Consider the following 17,032-nt stretch of genomic DNA (forward strand, 5'->3'; position numbering starts at 1 on the left):
CGAGTCCGCGCGGCTCGCGAAACAATCTGAAGGATCAGCATGTCGGCATCGCCGGAAGAAACGCAGACCCAGCCGCTGAGCCAGGACGAGATCGCTCACCTGGATGCGCTCAAGTCCGACGGCGTGCCTACGGCGATAGCGATCGTCGTGATCACGCTCGTAGCGGTGATGGTGTCGTGGGAGCGTTACGGCGTTTTCTGGACGGTGGTAGCGTTGCTGGCCGGCCTGGCCATGGCCGCGCTGACGGTGCTGGGCAGCTACAGCACGAGTACGAGCCTGCAGGCCGATATCGACGGCGGCATCAAGCGGCTGGCCGCGGCCAAGGTTATGAAAGTCGTTCATGGCGGCGAGCAGTCCCGCTATCGCATCGAACTGCTGACGCAGGAAACGCCGCCGTGCAAGCTCGAATTCACCCTGCCGGAGCGTGAGTTCTTCGAGGTCGAGTACGGCGAGCAAGTCCAGGTCGCCTATGCGCCGGCCAGCAAGACCGTCATCAACGCCGTCGCGGTGGGGTGCGAATACACGATCGGTGCTGAGGATGCGGCTTGGCGGGACGCAATGGAGCCAAACGGTTCGGCGCAGGCGCGTCTGGAGCTGCGCAGGGCGAAGCGCGATGCGGCGCGCAAGCTGCGGCAGGCGGCGGCGTCTGCGCAACCGGCTGACGATGCCCCTGACGATCTCGGTGAACATCGCCTGCAAGCAGTTGCGAGCATAGACAGCGCGCCGCCGCCGGCAGCGCCGCGCATCACCAAGCCGCTCAGCGCGCAAGACCGGGACAGGTTGGCTCCGCAGCGAATGGGTGGTTGCCGGATCGTCGTTTTCCTGTGCGTTCTGGGATTGGTTTTCGCGGCGATATGGGCGCTGGCCGGAATGAGCGGCATCGGCGCGGGAGCGAGCGCAGCGACCGCCGCCATTACGGTCGTCGTTCTCGGCTGGATAGGTTTCATGCTGGCCAATGAAGACGACAAGGTGCAGGCGGATCTCGATGAAGGAATCAAGGTGACTGTCTGCGGCCGCATCAGCCATATGCACTCCGAGAGTTCCGAAGGCGGCAGCCCCTACTGCGTCATCACGGTGACGACCGACGAATCGCCGCCGAAAGCGATCGTGTTCCTGGTGGAGAGCCGCTTGTACCATGCGCTGCTGCCGGAGGATGCGGTGCGCATCGTCTACGTCCCGGTGAGCAAGACGATTCTGCATCTGCGAACCGACACCTACAGTTATTCGTTGCGCCGTGAAGAATCGGCCTGAGCGCGATCTACGGCGATTCAGACGCCATGGCGTCGATGCCTGCGCGGCTGTCGATGGCGATGTTCTGAAATCGCGTGGGCTAAGCGACACAGATGCCGGACGTCTTGGCGCAATCCTTCGAAGGCCGTGACGGCCGTTGCCGCAGATCGAACTCGCCTTCGCCGACGGCGAACGCATCGTGGCTGCATTCGGTATCTGTTCGACGCCTGCCGCACCAGTGACATCTGCAATGGCGCGAAACAAACCGATAGCACTGTGAGCGCCCGGCCGTCGTAACTAGCATCGGCACGAATCCGTGCGGCGTTGCCGTGTGGCGGCCGATTGGATGAGGCGTGCATGAAGTCAGCGATGTGGGCGGGTGTGTTGAGTGTGACGCTGTCGTTCGCGCCCTCCGGCGCGATTGCTGCCGAGGCCACGACGAAAACGCCGGACGAATCCGCGATTTCGCCTGAACGCGCCATTCAAGTGTTCGCGCTGGCGCGCACGCTGTGCGAACGCGACGCCGGCAAGTTGTGGGGCGCATCGTTGTGCGCGCCGATCATGCTGGTGGATCCCAAGACCCGCGCCATCCTCGCCAGCCAGGCGGATGCCGACGGCGCGTTGAAGGCCCGCGGCGCGGTCTTCGTCGGCAGTCTGCCGGCCAAGGACAACGCCGCCAACACCGCGACGCACTGGTCGGGCACGCACTGGACTCAGCTGGTCTGGCCCCTGCCCGAGGATGAGGCGCGGCGTTCGGTGCTGATCGCGCACGAATTGTTCCACCGCTTGCATCCGCAGTTGCGCATCGCCGCCGTGGAGGGCGGCGACAATGCCCATCTGGATACGTTCGAAGGCCGTTACGCGTTGCAACTGGAATGGCGCGCGCTGGCCACCGCGTTGCAGGCCGATGATGCGCAGGCCCAGCGCCTGGCCATCGACGATGCGCTGGCCTTCCGCGCCGATCGCTATCGGCGTTTCCCCAAGGCCGCGAACGACGAGACAGCACTCGAACTCAACGAAGGCCTGGCGGAATACACCGGCGTGATGGTCGGAGAGGCCACGCCGGAACGGCGTCTGCAGGCCGCGCTGCATGATCTGCGCGTGCATGTCGGCGATCCGAGCTTCGTGCGTTCCTTCGCTTACGCCACCGGCCCGGCTTATGGGCTGTTGCTGGATCGCCGCGCGCCGGGTTGGCGCGAACGGCTCGCGACGCCTGCAAGCCTGTATGCGCTGCTGTCCGCCACTGTGAACATCGATGAGGCCGTGGGTGCGCAGACCCTGGACCAACGCGCGACACGTTACGGCGGCGCGGCTTTGCGCGAGAGCGAGCAAGCACGCGAGCTCGCGCGCCAACGCGTGTCCGCGGACAACCTGCGCCGTTTCGTCGACGGCCCGGTGCTGCGTGTGCCCTTGCAGCATATGAATATCCAGTTCGATCCGCGCAATCTGCAAGCCTTGGGCGAGCACGGAACGGTCTATCCGGGGCTGCGTATCAGCGATGACTGGGGCACGCTGGAGGTCAGCGAAGGCGCCTTGATGAAACCCGATTGGCGCACGCTGGTGCTCGTGGCGCCGTCGAAGAAAACCCGCGGCAGCGAGATGTCGGGAGCCGGCTGGAAGCTGCAGCTCAAGTCCGGCTGGGAGTTGGCGGCCGGCGATCGGGCAGGCGATCGGGTGTTGAAGCGAGTCGTGAAATAAGCGAGGCCCTGTGCGGGACTTCAATCCGCGACGCGGCCATCGTCGCGGACTTGGCGTGGTCGTGCCTGCGCAACGCATCAGCCACGTCCGAGTTTAATGATCGCGATTTCGCGCGTGACGAATCCAGGCGCGGCGATGAGCGGCGACAGGAAGGCGACAGGTGGCGGCTGGATGCACGCAGTTCCGATGCAAGTGTGGAACGAGTCATGACATGAGGTTTGGAATCGCTTTTGCCCTGCAAAAAGGCTGGTTTTTCGCATGGCCGCGGTTTTCCGGCTAAATGGCTGCACGATCCGATGCGAATGCCGTCTTTGTCGAGGCCGCATTGCGCAGGAAAACCGGGCTTGTATCTCAGATCGAAATAATTGTCGGCCGAATCGATCGAATGCTTGCCGTATTCGAATACTTGTTCGGTAAATCGCGTGCTAGTGTCCGCGCCGCGGTGCGACTGTGGCTGCTGCGAGCGGTGTTCTCGCGCGGCGTGCGCCTGTACCGATGCGGAATGGAACCGCGATGGAGCACTAGCGAGCCGAAGGATCGGCGCATCGACATCACCGGATGAAACCCAGCCTCTGCCGTTGCGCGACTTCGCCGTCGCGCAAGCTGGGCTGCGTTTTCCCAGCGGTTACATAAGCGCCGCGCTGGCGGTTTCGCATCGACGCACACGGGTTTGTACGCATCGCGCGAGTCGCGCATGCGAGCAAAAAAAGTATGCGTACCTAGGGTGATTGCTAGGTTCGAAATCGGACTTGGTGCCGATGAAAGGCCGGCGGAAAGCGATGAAAGGTCGGCGAAAGAATTCTGGTTCGATGCGGCTGATTCAACACAGGTTGCGCACGCAACAAATGATCGCGTTCGAGTCGATTGCGTGCATTGCAGCGCAGTGGCGATGAATGTGATCAACGCATCGCGCGAATACACAAGCGGCGCGCAGAACTCGGAAGTAAAGCTCGATGGTGCTTGACCATCGCCCGCATGCAAGTACAGCTTCGATGCATGCGGCACTGAAAGTTTTGCTTCGCCGCCCCGCACACTTCCCCCGCCGCAAGAAGAACGCACATGCTGACCCTGAACCAAGAAGGATGGAGTCTCCCGCTCGGAGATATCGAGCCGATCACCACCTGGAATGCCCTCGCCGACACCAGCCGGCCGCTGAGCGAATTCGAACGCAGTCAGCTTGTCGCCAGGAGCGGCGGCTATTGGAGGGTGTTGACGGCGCTGTTGCTCGCCGCCGCCGCAGCAGGCGCGCTGGTGTTGCCGTTCGGCTTCGGCGGCGAAGTGGCTTTCGTGGCCGCCGGTCTGATGTTCATGCTTTCGCTGAATTTTCCGATTGCGGAAAACCGCGGGCGTTATGTGCGCGACGACATTGAGCTTGGAGTCAAAGTGCTCGTCAGCGGCCGCGTCGCATCCATGCGCGTCGCCGGTGGAAAGCTGCGGCCGTATTGCGTTCTCGCTTTGATCGGCGATAAAACGCCCGCGAGAACGATCGAGTTCAAGGTGCCGCGCAGTGCGTACACCGCACTGCAGAAAGGCCGTCGGGTCAGCGTCTGGTACGTGCCGGCCAGCGGCATTGTGATGGAGCTGAGCACCGCTTCTTATCGCTATCGCCTGGGCGATTGAGGTTCTGTCGAGCGAGATGCCCTTAAAGGGCGGTCAAAGGTGCTGCTCTGTAGCGAGCATCCGTTTTTTTGCTCGTCATTCCCGCGTTCGCGGGAATGACGGCAGAAACGATCTTTGTTTAGCCCATGCGCGATCTGCGAACAACGGCTTCAACCCGGCCGCGTTTTCCCGGCCGTGGCATCCGGCGACGACGAAATGATCTTGCCGTGCCCATCGAGGATGATGTACTCGTAGTTGCCGTTGATCAGATTCAACAACACGGCTTGGCGCGGCGTGAAGGCGATACGGACGCGGTCGCCCTGCGCCACCGCGCCATAACAAGCCGACGGAACCCGGAAGCTCATGGGCGACTGTGGATCGGGATCGCTATCAGGCCTGGGATCGATCGCAATCTCGACACTGTAGTGGGTCCGCCCGGTATCGCTGTCCTCGCTCGTCCACAGCGCATGCACATAGCCGTCGCGCCAAAGCTTGACGCCGCCGGCCAGATCCGCGCGCAGCGCCTGCTGATCGTGATAGATCGACAGGGTCATCAACAGTCCGATCAGAAACAGCACGCCGAAGCCGAACAGCGACCAGTAGTCGTGCAACTCCGGCGAGGCGATCACCATCCCCAGGACCACCGCGACCGCGATCAGTCCGCCCATCAACGACAGCCTTGGCGGCATCGCGGAAACCTGCGAACGCAAATGGTCCAGTTCGCGCGAATCCAGCGGCGCGCTGTCGGTCTCGTCCGTGCTATCGCTTGCGGCCATGCCGAGCCCTCGGTGGCAATTCGCGATCATTCGCCGCGATGCACTTTTATAGCGTCGGCGTCGTACTCGCGCCAGTTCGCGCGGCTCGGACAAGAAGTCAGAGGGGATCGAGGCGCGGACGCGGCTAAGCGCGGCGACTCACGCCCCGAGCACGAACCCCGCGACCACGCGCCGGCCTTCGCCGGCCAGCACGTTGAAGGTGCGCGCGGCGGCGGCGTTGGTCATCGATTCCAGGCCGACGCCGCGGCGCAGGCAGGCGGCCAGGGTCGCGGCCGGCGGGAACGCCTGGGCGGCGCCGCAGCCGAGCACGATCAGCTCCGGCTCCAGCGCGAACAAGGGTTCCAGGTCTTCGATCGTCAGTGAGCGCACCTCGCCCACGGCCCAGTCTTCGACCAGGCGGTTCGGCGCCAGCACGAAACTGCGCTCGATCCGGCGATCGTTCACCAGCGCGGCCTGGCCGTCGGCGCCGCGCAGGAAGAATTCGTGGTCGGGGCGTTCGAGGGTCAGTTGCATGGGCGGGAATCGGGAATGGGGAATCGGGAATCGGCAAAGCCTTTAGAGAGGAGGGGTAACCGATGCCCTATTCTCGATTCCCCATTCCCGGCTCTGTCAGGCGCGCGGCAACACGATCTGACGCTTGTCCTTGCTGGGCCGGTACAGCACGGCGGTGTGGCCGATGCGCTGGACCAGGGCGGACTCGGTGCGCTGGGCGATCTCAGCGATCAGTGAGTCTCGGACTTCGCGGTCGTCGGCGCCGACCTTCACCTTGATCAGCTCGTGGTGTTCCAGGGCCAGGTCGATTTCGGCGACCAAGGAATCCGTCACCCCCTTACCGCCGACCTGGAGCATCGCTTTGAGGTCGTGGGCCAGTCCGCGCAGGAAGCGGGTCTGGGCGGAGGTCAGCAGGGTCGGCATCTGGTCACACGAACGGAGCGGAAAGGGCGCTCAGGGTATCATGGCGTCCCCAACCCCCACCGGGACGGCCGCCCGCACATGGCGACCCGCAGCAAATCCAGCCAGCGCTGGCTCAAGGAACACTTCTCCGACCCCTTCGTAAAGAAGGCCAAGGCCGAAGGCTTGCGCTCGCGCGCGGCCTATAAATTAGAGGAACTGGTCGAACGCGACCGCCTGCTCAAGCCCGGGATGATCGTGGTCGATCTGGGCGCCGCGCCCGGCGGCTGGTCGCAATGGGTCCGCAGCGAGCTGGACCGGATGAACCCGCGCCAGCCCGGACGGGTCATCGCCCTGGACATCCTGGAGATGCCCGGCCTGGCCGGGGTCGATTTCATTCTCGGCGATTTCCGCGAAGACGAGGTCCTGGCCCAGCTGGAAGCCAGCGTGGGCGGGCAGAGCGTGGACCTTGTGCTGTCCGACATGGCCCCCAATATGAGTGGCGTGGATGCGGTTGACCTGCCGCGGGCGATGCACCTTTCGGAGCTGGCGATGGATTTCGCCGACCGGCACCTGAAGGTCGAGGGCACGTTCCTGATCAAGCTGTTCCAGGGCGTGGGCTTCGACGATTACGTGCGCGAACTGCGCCGTCGCTACGCCAAGGTGTCGATTCGCAAGCCGGCGGCTTCGCGCAAGCGGTCGCCGGAGGTGTACGCGCTGGCGCAGGGCAAAAAGGCCGCGATGACCTGAGCCCTGGGCTAACGGGTGATTGCACCGGGCGCTGAACCGGCCGAATCTCGGCAAGTGCCCGGCGACGGGTGTGTGACAATCTGGGCGTTACCGCCGGCGCACGAGGCGTCGGAGGACACGAGACCCCCCACATAGCCTGTGGGGTCGCAGGGTAGGAAATACATGAACGATTTGGCCAAGAATCTGCTGCTCTGGGTGATCGTCGCCGTCGTGCTGATGGTGGTGTTCCAGGCGTTCGGTCCGCGCACGCCGGGGACGGAAGTTCTCGCGTACAACGACTTCATCAGCCAGGTCCAGACCGACCGTATCAAGGAGGTCAAGATCTCCGACGACGGTGCGACGATCACGGGCAAGCGCAAGGACGACAGCTCGTTCACGACCTACAGCACGCGCGATCCCTACCTGATCAACGACCTGATCAACCATAAGGTCGTCACCGAGCAGACCCCGCCGTCGAGCAGCCCCTCGCTGATCATGATCCTGATCAACGTGCTGCCGTGGCTGCTGTTCATCGGCATCTGGGTCTATTTCATGCGCCAGATGCAGCAGGGCGGCAGCAAGGGCGCGATGAGCTTCGGCCGCTCGCGGGCCAAGCTACAGGGCGAGGACCAGGTCAAGGTGACCCTGGCCGACGTCGCCGGCTGCGACGAGGCCAAGGAAGAAGTCGGCGAGCTGGTCGAGTTCCTGCGCGATCCGTCCAAGTTCCAGAAGCTGGGCGGCAAGATTCCGCGCGGCGTGCTGATGGTCGGCCCGCCCGGCACCGGCAAGACCCTGCTGGCCCGCGCCATCGCCGGCGAGGCCAAGGTGCCGTTCTTCTCGATCTCCGGTTCGGACTTCGTGGAAATGTTCGTCGGCGTCGGCGCCAGCCGCGTGCGCGACATGTTCGAGCAGGCCAAGAAGCACGCGCCGTGCATCATCTTCATCGACGAAATCGACGCGGTCGGCCGTCATCGCGGCGCCGGTCTGGGCGGCGGTCACGACGAGCGCGAGCAGACCCTCAACCAGTTGCTGGTCGAGATGGACGGTTTCGAAGGCGGCGAAGGCGTGATCGTGATCGCCGCGACCAACCGCCCCGACGTGCTCGATCCGGCGCTGCTGCGTCCGGGCCGTTTCGACCGCCAGGTCGTGGTCGGCCTGCCCGACGTGAAGGGCCGCGAGCAGATCCTGCGCGTGCACATGCGCAAGCTGCCGCTGCACGAAGACGTCGAGCCGATGACCATCGCCCGCGGCACTCCGGGTTTCTCCGGCGCCGATCTGGCCAACTTGTGCAACGAGGCGGCTTTGTTCGCCGCGCGCGAGAACGCCAAGGACGTGCGCATGGAGCACTTCGACAAGGCGCGCGACAAGATCCTGATGGGCGCCGAGCGCCGTTCGATGGCGATGAGCGAGGACGAGAAGAAGCTCACCGCGTATCACGAGGCCGGCCACGCCATCGTCGGCCGCGTCGTGCCCGAGCACGATCCGGTCTACAAGGTCACCATCATTCCGCGCGGCCGCGCCCTGGGCGTGACCATGTACTTGCCCGAAGGCGACAAGTACTCGATGAACCGCGTGGCGATCGAATCGCAGCTGTGCTCGCTGTACGGCGGCCGCGTCGCGGAGGAATTGATCTTCGGCGTGGACAAGGTCACCACCGGCGCGTCCAACGACATCGAGCGCGCGACCAAGATGGCCCGCAACATGGTCACCAAGTGGGGCCTGAGCGACGAGATGGGCCCGATCGCCTACGGCGAAGAAGAAGACGAAGTCTTCCTCGGCCGTTCGGTCACCCAGCACAAGAACGTGTCCAACGAGACCGCGCGCCGCATCGACGAAGTCGTGCGCGGGATTCTGGACAAGGCCTACGGCCGCACCTCGCAGATCCTCAAGGACAACCTCGACAAGCTGCACATCATGGCCGACGCCTTGTTGCTGTACGAAACCATCGATGCGACCCAGATCGACGCCATCATGGCCGGCCGCGAGCCGGGCCCGCCGGCGGACTGGGCCAAGTCGGGCAAGGTGTCCAAGGACGACAACCGTCCGGGCGCGATCGGCGGGCCTGCGGCGCAGACTTGATCGGATTGCGCCGCGTAAGCGGACATCGCTGAAAGAACGAGAACGCCGGGGCTTGCTCCGGCGTTTTCTATTTGGGGTGTCCGGTGTTTGAACGCAAAGCGTCGGGGCTGAAGCCCTCCCACAAGAGACTTCCGGCATGCACGAGGTCTCTGTGGGAGGGGCTTCAGCCCCGATGCTTTTCGATCAGCCCCCATCGCTCCCAGCAAGCCCACACAGTCCGCGAGCGGTTAGCATTCCAATCATCGCCGCCCGCCCGGAACCACCCATGTTCGACCTCGCCCCGACCCTGGACTGCAACGGCCGCCGTCTGACGCTCGATCGCCCGCGCGTGCTCGGCATCGTCAACGTCACGCCGGATTCCTTCTCCGACGGTGGCGCCCACGACACGCTCGAAGCGGCGGTCGCGCATGGCCTGAGGCTGGCGGAGGAGGGCGCGGACGCGCTCGACATCGGCGGCGAGTCCACCCGCCCCGGCGCCGACGAAGTCTCGCTGGAAGAAGAACTGCGCCGCACGATCCCGGTGATCGAGCGGCTGGCGCGCGAGACCTCGCTGCCGATCAGCATCGACACCTCCAAGCCCGAGGTCATGCGCGCCGCGGTCGCCGCCGGCGCCGGCCTGATCAACGACGTCTACGCGCTGCGCCGCGAAGGCGCGCTCGATGCCGCGGCCGAACTCGGCGTGCCGGTCGTGCTCATGCACATGCTGGGCGAGCCGCGCTCGATGCAGCAGCAACCCGAGTACGACGATGTCGTCGCGCAAGTGCATCGCTTCCTGGCCGAACGCATCTTCGCCGCCGAGATGGCCGGCATCGCCAAGAAGCGCATCGTGGTCGATCCCGGCTTCGGCTTCGGCAAGACCCTGCAGCACAACCTGACCCTGCTGTCGCAACTGGAACGCTTCACCGAACTCGGCGTGCCGTTGCTGGCGGGGCTGTCGCGCAAGCGCAGCATCGGCGAGCTGACCGGGCGCGAGGATGCGCGCGAACGCGTGCACGGCTCGGTTGCCGCGCACCTGATCGCGGCGCAGCGCGGAGCGATGCTGCTGCGCGTGCACGATGTCGCCGCGACCGTGGATGCGCTCAAGGTCTGGGCCGCGGTGGCGGCGCAGCAGACGCCCAAGCGCGCCGCGGCATCGGCGATGCCGAAGTGGCCCGACGACGAATAAGGCCGGCTTGCCAGCGGCGCCTGGGCGATGGCGTGAGCGGTGCGCACCGCGTGTCTGCGACAAGCGCGTATCTGCTGGCGCAAGCGATGCGAATCCAGGGTCTTGACGAAATCGCGATCTCGCCGCAGCGACTTGCATCGCTCGCGGAAAATCGACACCGGCACGACGCCTGAAATTCCGCTGCGCATGACGCCAAATCGCCTTGGCTAAAATTTGGCCATAGTGGCCGGACCCTTGCGGCATAAGGCGTGAAACACGATGCCAATGCGTGTATCCGCAGGTTTGTCCACAGCGTTTGTGGACATAAAAAATCGCTGCGCGAACTTGCCGGCGACGATGCGCCGACATCCTCGAAATCGCTTGCAATCCACCAGCGATTCTGCATCGCGGCGCCGCTCGCGCGCATGCGTGCAAATGCGAAAAAGTCAAACAAAATCGCTGGCTAAAATTTGTCCATAGTTACTCGGGCCCTTGCCAGGCAAGGCGCTCAGCGCAAACCGCACATGCCTGTCCGCAGGCTTGTCCACAGGCATTGTGGACAGCGCTCGCGTCCGCGCGGCGCGACGAACAAGCGTGCTCGTCGCCGCATCGATCGCATTGCGCACTCGATGCGATGCCGATGCGACCGCATCCACAAGCGCTCATCGCGCACCCGCCGAATCGCGCTGTCCTGTCAAGCGATTTGCGTGGTCAAAAAATGTCCAAACATACGCGGGCCCTTGCAGCGCAAGGCCTGCAGCACCGACTCCACATCGGTGTCCTCAAGCTTGTCCACAGACTCTGTGGAAATCGCAATCGATGCGCTCGCGAGTGCATCGACCGCGCGTAAGCCAACACGCCGATCGCGCGATCGAAGTCAAGAAAATTGAGTGGTTAATTTTTCGCCAACCCTCTTGCAATGCTTATGCCGCAACGCTTCGCGCAGGTTGATCCGGAATCTGTCCGCAGGTTTGTCCACAGGCTGTGTGGACAACTGTGACCGAGTGGTCAAAAAATCGACAAACCGCCGCGAGCCGTTGCGGGGCCTGGGCTGCGGGCGCTTATCAACAGGCTTGCCCCAGTGGTTCTCCACACGATCTGTGGGGAACCGGTCGGACGGCCGGCATCCGGCGGGCGGGCATGCCGCGGCTTTCGTCGCGCCCGTGCCTGTGCGAGGCTTCCGGCTCGTTACGCCTCGCCGCCCGCATGACCGCTTCCTCCGACCCGCGCCCACTCGCCATCGCCCTGATGGGGCCGACCGCCTCGGGCAAGACCGCGCTCGCGCTGGACTGGGCGCAGCGCCTGGACGGGGAGATCGTCAGCGTCGATTCGGCCCTGGTCTACCGCGGCCTGGACATCGGCGCGGCCAAGCCCACTCAGGCGGAGCGGGCGCAAGTCCCGCATCACCTGATCGACCTGCGCGATCCCTGGCAGACCTACTCGGCCGCCGAGTTCGCGCTCGACGCGCGCCGGGCCATGGACCAGATCGTCGCGCGCGGGCGGGTGCCGATCCTCGCCGGCGGCACCGGCCTGTACTTCCACGCCCTGCTGCACGGGCTGTCGGACATGCCCGAGGCCGACCCTTCGATGCGCGAGCGGATCAGCGCCGAAGCGGCGGAGCAGGGCTGGGATGCCATGCACGCGCAGTTGGCGGCGATCGACCCGGAGGCCGCCGCGCGCATCCACGCCACCGACGCCCAGCGCATCCAGCGCGCGCTGGAGGTCTACCGCCTGTCCGGCCGCGCCATCAGCGATTGGCGCCGCGCCTCGGCGCAGGCGCCGCGGCTGCCGTACCGCGTACTCAAGCTGGTGCTGGCGCCGGCCGATCGCGCGGTGCTGCACGGGCGGATCGAGCGCCGCTTCGACCAGATGCTGGAGGCCGGCTTCCTCGACGAAGTCCGGCGCCTGCGCGAACTGCCGGGTCTGCGGGCGCACCCGCAGCCGCTGCAACTGCCGGCGATCCGCGCGGTCGGCTACCGCCAGGCCTGGGAACATCTGGACGGCGCCTGCGCGGCGGCCGAGTTCCGCGACCGCGGGGTTTTCGCCACCCGCCAGTTGGCCAAGCGCCAGTTGACCTGGCTGCGCGGCGAGCTTGACGCGCGCTGGTTCGATCCTTTGCGCGACGCGGCGGAACTCGCATACGCCTTGAGGCTGTTCGCGCCCGGGCGGCTGCGCGAAGGGACAGGCGCCGCATAGAATGAAGCGCGCAAACCCGGAACCGGGTCGCAATGTTTGCTTGCACTTGCGTTAACATCGGGCAGTCGCCCCTGTGGGGACAACAGCCGGCGATACGGAAGCACCCGCCTTCGGGCCTCCCGGGGCACACTGGGAACCCGACGGAGCGGGGCGCGCCGTCCTAATAACTAGAACATGCTGGGGAACTAGAAGATGTCTAAGGGGCAATCCCTGCAGGATCCTTTCCTGAATGCGCTGCGTCGCGAACGTGTACCGGTCTCGGTGTACCTGGTCAACGGCATCAAGTTGCAGGGCACCATCGAATCTTTCGACCAATTCGTGGTGCTGTTGCGCAACACCGTAAGCCAGATGGTCTACAAGCACGCCATTTCCACCGTGGTCCCCGCGCGCAACGTCCGCGTCGGCCCGGGCGGCGGCTATGTGCAGTCCGCCGACGGCAGCGACAACGGCGAAGAAGCCGAATAAACGCCGGAGCGGGCGGTGGAGAATTGAGAAACCGGCGCGGCGCCTCCATATGAGTTCGTTCTGCCTGTTCCTCACTTCTTTGAGCACCCTCCCGACTGATGTTCGAGCGTTCTAAAAAGGGCGAACACGCCCTGTTGATCCAGCCTCATGCCGGCGGCGCGCCGGATGAGGACCTGCTGGAAGAGTTCGCCGACCTGGCGCGATCGGCCGGCGCCTCCGTGGCCGCCGTGCTGACCGCGCGCATCGACCGGCCCAACGCGGCCACCCTGATCGGCAGCGGCAAGCTCGACGAGGTCAAGGCCGCGGCCGACGCCAGCGGCGCCGACCTGATCCTGGTCAACCACTCGCTGTCGCCCGGCCAGGAGCGCAACCTGGAGCGCCTGCTGGAGCGCCGCGTGGTCGATCGCACCGGCCTGATCCTGGACATCTTCTCCCAGCGCGCGCAAAGCGCCGAGGGCAAGCTGCAGGTCGAACTGGCCCAGCTCAAGCACATGTCCACCCGCCTGATCCGCGGCTGGACCCACCTGGAACGCCAGCGCGGCGGCTCCATCGGCTTGCGCGGTCCCGGCGAAACCCAGCTGGAAACCGACCGCCGGCTGCTGCAAAAGCGCCTGGAGCAACTGCAAAAGCGCCTGGACAAGGTCGAAGTGCAGCGCACCCAGATGCGCCGCGCGCGCATGCGCAGCGAGCTGCCGCGCGTGGCTCTGGTGGGTTACACCAACGCCGGCAAATCGACCCTGTTCAACGCCATGACCGGCGCCGATGCCTACGCCGCCGACCAGTTGTTCGCGACCCTGGATCCGACGGTCCGTCGCATCGATCTGTCCGGCGGCGCCGCGGTATTGGCCGACACGGTGGGGTTCGTGCGGGACCTGCCTCATGATTTGGTCGCCGCGTTCCGCTCGACCCTGTCGGAAGCGCGCGAGGCCGACCTGCTGCTGCACGTGATCGACGCCGCCGACCCGCTGCGCGACGAGCGCATCGCCCAGGTCGATGAAGTCCTCAACGAAATCGGCGCCGGCGATCTGCCGCAGGTGCTGGTGTTCAACAAGGTCGACCGGCTCGACGGCGTGGCCGCGCGCATCGACCGCCCGGGCGAGGAAAAGAACCGGGTCTGGGTCTCCGCCCGCGACGGCCAGGGCCTGGACCTGCTGCGCACCGCGCTGGGCGAAGCCCTGCAGCTGCGCCACGTGCAGGGCAGCGTGCGCATCGTGCCGCAGGCGGCGAAGCTGCGCGCGCGCCTGCACGAGCTCGGCGCGGTGCGCGCAGAGCAGGCCGACGAGCTCGGCTGGCTGGTCGAGGTGGACCTCGCCGTGGCCGACGCCCAGCGCCTGTTCGTGCAGGCGCACGGCGAGGTTTTGCGGCCCTTGCTTGAGGCCGCCCAGGCCCCCACCTAGAATCGACAGGTTCGCGCGCCATGAATGCGCGCGGATCGCCGCGGCGCCCTTGCGCCGGGGGCCGATCGCGATCAGTGTCGCGGCCGGCGCAGCAGGCAGGACAGGATGTCCCGTCTGGCGTCCACTTCTTTAGGAGCAGGCATGGCCTGGAACACCCCCGGCAGTGACAATTCCGGCGACAACCGACCGTCGCGGCAACGCAAACCCCCAGGCCGCGGCCTGGACGCGCTGATCGAGCCCCTGCGCGGGCTGTTCGGCAACGGGGGCGGCGGCATCCTGCGCTGGGTCGCGCTGCTGATCGGCCTGTGGCTGCTGTTCAACTGCTTCGTCCTGGTGACCGAGCAGGAACGCGGCGTGGTCCTGCGCTTCGGCAACTTCTCGCGCGTGCTCCAGCCCGGCCCGCACTTCAAGGCGCCGTGGCCGATCGAGAGCGTCACCAAGATCAACGCCACCCAGAGCAAGGCCTACAGCGAGACCATGCCGGTGCTGACCCGCGACGGCAACATGGTCAACGTCGAGATCAACGTCCAGTACCGGATCGAGTCGCCGTACAAGTATCTGTTCGGTTCGCGCGCGCCCGACGACGTGCTCAAGCAGGCCGCGCAGAGCGCGGTGCGCGAGCAGATCGGCCGCTCCGACCTGGACACCGTGCTCGGCGCGCGCAGCCTGCTGACCACCCAGGTGCGCCAGCGCCTGCAGGGTTCGCTGAAGGACTACGAGACCGGTCTGACCGTGACCGAACTCAACCTGCCCAACGCGCGCCCGCCGGACGACGTCAAGGACGCCTTCGACGAAGCCCAGCGCGCCAACGCCGACAAGACCACCTCGATCAACCAGGCCCAGGCCTACGCCAAGCAGATCGTGCCCGAGGCGCGCGGCGACGCGCAGCGCATCCGCACCACCGCCGAGGGCTACAAGACCTCGGTCGTGGCGCGCGCGCAGGGCGACGCGACCCGCTTCTCGCTGCTGGTCGATCAGTACAAGAACGCGCCGGACGTCACCCGCAAGCGCTTGTGGCTGGACACCGTGCAGGACGTGCTGAGCCAGAACCGCAAAATCGTCGGCGGCGATTCGCGCCAGATGATCTACGTGCCGATGTCCGATCGCGGCGGCGCGCCGGTCACGCCGGGCCCGGTCAGCGTGCCGCTGGCCCAGCCCGAGCTGCTGAGCCCGGTCACCGCGACCGACTCGCTCTCCACCGTTCCCAACGTCGGCCGTCCGCCGCGTCCGAAGACCCGCGATGAGGTGATGCGATGAGAGTTCCTGCCCTGATTGCAGCGGGCGTGGCCCTGCTGCTGGCCTTGCTGGGCTCGGTGTTCGTGGTCAAGGCGGGCCAGAGCGCGATCGTGTTCCGCCTGGGCACCATCGTCAGCGGCGAAGAGCTCGGCCCCGGCCTGCACTTCAAGTGGCCGCTGATCGAGTCCGCGCGCGTGTTCGACCGCCGCCTGAAGATCCTCAACTCCGAGCCCGAGCGTTACCTGACCGCGGACAAGCTCGACGTCAGCGTGGATTTCTTCGCGCTGGGCCAGATCGACGACATGCGCAAGTTCTTCCAGGCCACCGGCGGCGACGAAGACGTCGCGGTCGAGCGCGTCGCGCCGATCATCCGCGATTCGCTGCGCAACGAGATCAACTCGCTCAAGCTGCTCGACGTGGTCAAGGGCGATCGCGAAGCGGTGATCGGCAAGCAGCTGGAAACCATCAACAAGGGCGCGGCCACGCTCGGCATCAAGATCAAGGACATCCGCATCAAGCGCATCGACCTGCCGCAGGACAGCAACGTGCTGGCCTCGGTCTACAACCAGATGCGCTCGCAGCGTCTGCAGGTCGCCAGCCAGCTGCGCGCCGAGGGCGTGGAGCAGGCGCAGGCGATCCGCGCCACCGCCGACCGCGACAAGACCGTGATCCTGGCCGAAGCCGAGCGCGACGCCCAGCGTCAGCGCGGCGAAGGCGATGCCGAGGCCACCCGCCTGTACGGCGAGGCCGCGTCCAAGGACCCGGCGTTCTTCGCCTTCCAGCGCAGCCTGGAGTCGTATCGCAAGTCCTTCGCCGACGGCCAGAGCGTGATTGTGCTCGACCGCGACGATCCGTTCCTGCAATACCTCAAGTCCGATCGCTGATCGGACGTGATCGGCGAATTGATCCGGGCGCTGTGCTTGGTCGCAGTGCTCGAAGGCCTGTTCCTGTTCGTCGCGCCAAACGGCTGGAAACGCGCGGCCGAACAGTTGCAGGCGCTGCCCGATAAACAGCTGCGCATCGTCGGCGGGATCGTGGTGGCGGTGGCGGTGATCGCGTTGTGGGTGTTGCGCGCGGTCTGAGCGGAGAGCCCGCGGGCGCGTCGTGCGTTCAGCGGGCTTGTTCATCTGCGTGGTTCGATCGTGCGATTCGGCGCGTCGATTTGTCGCGCTTGCGCGTTGGACGTCCGGCGCCGCGCTCGCGCCGTCGTGGCGAGCCGCCGGAATCGCGTCCGCCGGCCGCTCACGCAATCTCTCGACACCCGACGCCGATCAAGCCGGCAGCGAGACCGGCATCACCGCCGCGCAGTCGCGGCCGCGAAACCTTCCCAGCCTGTCCCTGGCGCGTCCCGGTTTCGCCCTGTCGCGCGGGCGATCGCAGGCCTAGAACGGAACACGGCAAGGACGCGCTCGACGACGGCAACGGCCGCTCGGCCCCGCGCGCATCGCGCCGTTTTCGCGATCTGTTCCCGGCCGCCACCGGTCTAGTTCACCGCCAACACCGTCGAGCCCGATGCCACCTGCTGGAACGCAAAAACGCGATACGTGAGGGGACCGCTGACCACGCGCGCCTGCTGCCGGCTCAGCGGACGG

16 protein-coding genes are annotated in these 17,032 nt (G+C 65.9%); 13 read left to right on the forward strand and 3 right to left on the reverse strand.

All coding sequences use genetic code 11. From position 1 onward, the window contains the following. Positions 1 to 39: 39 nt before the first annotated feature. The 4 genes from LG3211_RS06940 to LG3211_RS06950 all read left to right on the forward strand — a co-directional run bounded on the left by LG3211_RS06940 (position 40) and on the right by LG3211_RS06950 (position 4,548). On the forward strand, positions 40 to 1,251 hold the full coding sequence (locus LG3211_RS06940; protein ID WP_057942187.1) for a hypothetical protein: 1,212 nt from the start codon (positions 40 to 42) through the stop codon (positions 1,249 to 1,251). Positions 1,252 to 1,587: 336 nt separating this feature from the next. After that, a complete protein-coding gene (locus LG3211_RS06945; RefSeq protein WP_237049844.1) occupies positions 1,588 to 2,928 on the forward strand; it encodes a hypothetical protein in 1,341 nt (446 codons plus the stop codon). A 694-nt stretch (positions 2,929 to 3,622) separates the two neighbouring features. Next, complete coding sequence (locus tag LG3211_RS25490) at positions 3,623 to 3,892, forward strand: hypothetical protein (RefSeq protein WP_148648782.1); 270 nt, start codon at positions 3,623 to 3,625, stop codon at positions 3,890 to 3,892. Between the two features lie 95 nt (positions 3,893 to 3,987). Beyond that, positions 3,988 to 4,548: a hypothetical protein gene (locus tag LG3211_RS06950; RefSeq protein ID WP_057942188.1), complete on the forward strand. Its 561-nt coding sequence runs from the start codon at positions 3,988 to 3,990 to the stop codon at positions 4,546 to 4,548. 149 nt (positions 4,549 to 4,697) lie between these two features. Here the strand turns inward: LG3211_RS06950 and LG3211_RS06955 are convergent, their stop codons facing one another. From LG3211_RS06955 to yhbY, 3 genes are all read right to left on the reverse strand, one after another. Further along, a complete protein-coding gene (locus LG3211_RS06955) occupies positions 4,698 to 5,396 on the reverse strand; it encodes a hypothetical protein (RefSeq protein ID WP_148648783.1) in 699 nt (232 codons plus the stop codon). Positions 5,397 to 5,441: 45 nt separating this feature from the next. After that, positions 5,442 to 5,816: an Mth938-like domain-containing protein gene (locus LG3211_RS06960; RefSeq protein WP_057942190.1), complete on the reverse strand. Its 375-nt coding sequence runs from the start codon at positions 5,814 to 5,816 to the stop codon at positions 5,442 to 5,444. 96 nt (positions 5,817 to 5,912) lie between these two features. Further along, positions 5,913 to 6,218: a ribosome assembly RNA-binding protein YhbY gene (yhbY, locus tag LG3211_RS06965; RefSeq protein ID WP_057942191.1), complete on the reverse strand. Its 306-nt coding sequence runs from the start codon at positions 6,216 to 6,218 to the stop codon at positions 5,913 to 5,915. 78 nt (positions 6,219 to 6,296) lie between these two features. On the opposite strand from yhbY, the gene rlmE reads away from it, so the two are divergent. From rlmE to LG3211_RS07010, 9 genes are all read left to right on the forward strand, one after another. Then, positions 6,297 to 6,944 (forward strand): 23S rRNA (uridine(2552)-2'-O)-methyltransferase RlmE, encoded by a 648-nt coding sequence (rlmE, locus tag LG3211_RS06970; RefSeq protein WP_057942192.1) that lies wholly within the window; start codon positions 6,297 to 6,299, stop codon positions 6,942 to 6,944. Positions 6,945 to 7,106: 162 nt separating this feature from the next. Continuing rightward, the gene (ftsH, locus tag LG3211_RS06975) at positions 7,107 to 9,002 is read left to right on the forward strand and encodes an ATP-dependent zinc metalloprotease FtsH (RefSeq protein ID WP_057942193.1); all 1,896 of its coding nucleotides are present in this window, start codon (positions 7,107 to 7,109) and stop codon (positions 9,000 to 9,002) included. Positions 9,003 to 9,267: 265 nt separating this feature from the next. Beyond that, entirely contained in the window at positions 9,268 to 10,167 is a 900-nt protein-coding gene (folP, locus tag LG3211_RS06980) for a dihydropteroate synthase (protein ID WP_057942194.1), read from the forward strand. Positions 10,168 to 11,352: 1,185 nt separating this feature from the next. Further along, a complete protein-coding gene (gene miaA / locus LG3211_RS06985) occupies positions 11,353 to 12,342 on the forward strand; it encodes a tRNA (adenosine(37)-N6)-dimethylallyltransferase MiaA (protein WP_057942195.1) in 990 nt (329 codons plus the stop codon). Positions 12,343 to 12,534: 192 nt separating this feature from the next. After that, a complete protein-coding gene (gene hfq / locus LG3211_RS06990) occupies positions 12,535 to 12,807 on the forward strand; it encodes an RNA chaperone Hfq (RefSeq protein WP_057942196.1) in 273 nt (90 codons plus the stop codon). Positions 12,808 to 12,905: 98 nt separating this feature from the next. Next, positions 12,906 to 14,204 carry a ribosome rescue GTPase HflX gene (gene hflX, locus LG3211_RS06995; RefSeq protein ID WP_057942197.1) on the forward strand — a complete coding sequence of 433 codons (1,299 nt, stop codon included), beginning with the start codon at positions 12,906 to 12,908 and terminating at the stop codon, positions 14,202 to 14,204. Positions 14,205 to 14,345: 141 nt separating this feature from the next. Further along, positions 14,346 to 15,461 (forward strand): FtsH protease activity modulator HflK, encoded by a 1,116-nt coding sequence (hflK, locus tag LG3211_RS07000; protein ID WP_057942198.1) that lies wholly within the window; start codon positions 14,346 to 14,348, stop codon positions 15,459 to 15,461. Next, positions 15,458 to 16,324, forward strand: coding sequence for a protease modulator HflC (gene hflC / locus LG3211_RS07005; protein ID WP_057942199.1), 867 nt, complete (start codon positions 15,458 to 15,460; stop codon positions 16,322 to 16,324). The genes hflK and hflC overlap by 4 nt, the downstream gene beginning before the upstream one ends. Positions 16,325 to 16,330: 6 nt before the next feature. Beyond that, positions 16,331 to 16,522, forward strand: a complete 192-nt coding sequence (locus LG3211_RS07010) for a DUF2065 domain-containing protein (RefSeq protein WP_386791288.1) — start codon at positions 16,331 to 16,333, stop codon at positions 16,520 to 16,522. The last annotated feature ends 510 nt before the right edge of the window (positions 16,523 to 17,032 follow it).

The sequence above is a fragment of the Lysobacter gummosus genome, assembly GCF_001442805.1.
Taxonomy (GTDB): Bacteria; Pseudomonadota; Gammaproteobacteria; order Xanthomonadales; family Xanthomonadaceae; genus Lysobacter; species Lysobacter gummosus.